Here is a 636-nt window from a genome sequence, read left to right as displayed (position 1 = left end):
GACCGAGGCAGCATCTACCGTTACGGCAAAACAGATCAATGACGTAAGCAATGCTGGGCATTTACTAAAAAATCGTAAGATTAAGTTGGTTGATGAGCGCATTTACATTGGTGGACAAACGCTAGCTTCAGGCTATTTTCACCAAGGTCAAGTGACGGTATTCGTGGACGAGGATGGTTGGTTCGACAGTAAGGATCTCGGTACTTGGCAAGGAGATGAGTTAAAGATCATCGGTCGGGCCGATAATCAATTTATCTCAGGTGGAGAAAACGTTCACTGTGAGGAAATAGAAGCAGTATTAAACCAAATTCCAAGCGTCATTCAGAGCATTGTCGTGCCAGTCGAAGATGCTGAGTTCGGTCATCGTCCTATAGCCGTTATTCAATCAGAAGCGTTACTGAGCCAACAGGAATTCGAGCAATACTTGCGGAAAAAGCTTGAGAAGTTTAAATGGCCAATCGCTTACTATTTGATGCCACAAGCCTTGATAGAAGGTGGGATTAAAGTCTCGCGTAAAGCGGTAAAAGAGTGGCTGCTTTCTGAGTTAGATAATCAACGTTAAATAGCTGGCGCTCATTTTCCCGGCGGAAATGAGGCGAAGATTAGTCAATTTTGCTATGTGTTAGTCGGAAAGGG

The 636-nt window shown here is 44.2% G+C and carries 1 protein-coding gene; it reads left to right on the top strand.

Features of this window, described 5'->3' with window-relative positions; translation table 11 throughout:
* Positions 1-562 (top strand): AMP-binding enzyme (locus tag R7E78_RS27740; RefSeq protein ID WP_318058835.1); only part of this gene is annotated, 562 nt, incomplete at its 5' end.
* Positions 563-636: the final 74 nt, after the last annotated feature.

It is taken from the genome of Vibrio sp. YT-19(2023) (assembly GCF_033337395.1).
This window is presented reverse-complemented; position numbering and strand designations above follow the sequence as displayed.